General features: G+C 77.1%; 1 pseudogene. It reads left to right on the plus strand.

Going from position 1 to position 594, the window contains the following annotated elements:
- Positions 1-594 (plus strand): annotated as a pseudogene (locus tag QMK34_RS47645) (alpha/beta hydrolase); the annotation flags it as partial.

The following is a 594-nucleotide window of genomic DNA, read 5'->3' on the forward strand; positions in this document are numbered from 1 at the left end:
CCACGTTGTGGCGGACGTGGCAGCTGTACGCGATGCTCTTCGGCGTCCTGGCCGCGGCCGAGCTCGCTTCGGTGGTCATCCTGCTCGGCTGGCCGACGCGCCGCACCGTCCGGTTCGGCGCCGCCGCGGCGGCGGCACCGCTCGTGGTGTGGGTGCTGGATCGCGTCCTCGGGATCCTGCCCGCCCCGGATCCGTGGCAGCCCGCCGACACGGTGCTCGGCATCACCGACCAGCTCGCCGCCGGGCTGCAACTCGTGGCCGTCCTCGGGCTGCTGGCCGTCGCGGCGCGCGGGCCCCGGCCGGAGCCGTCCGTCCTGCGGTGGGTCGTCGCTTCGGTCGCGCTCTTCCCCGTGATCGTCCTGGTACTGGCCGTCGGCGCGGCCGGGGTGACCACCGCGGGCGGCGGCTTCACCGGCACCGGCGTCCCGCCCGGCGCGGTCGCCCCGGGGGCGTTGCCCGCCGGGCAGCTGAGCACCGTCGAGTACTGCCGCCCCGGCGGCATCCCGCTGGCCATGGATCTCCACACCCCGGCGGCGAGCCCGACCCCCGCGCCGGTCGTGCTGAACGTCCACGGCGGCGGCCTGATCCTCGGCG

The organism is Amycolatopsis sp. H20-H5, from assembly GCF_035828755.1.
GTDB lineage: Bacteria > Actinomycetota > Actinomycetes > Mycobacteriales > Pseudonocardiaceae > Amycolatopsis.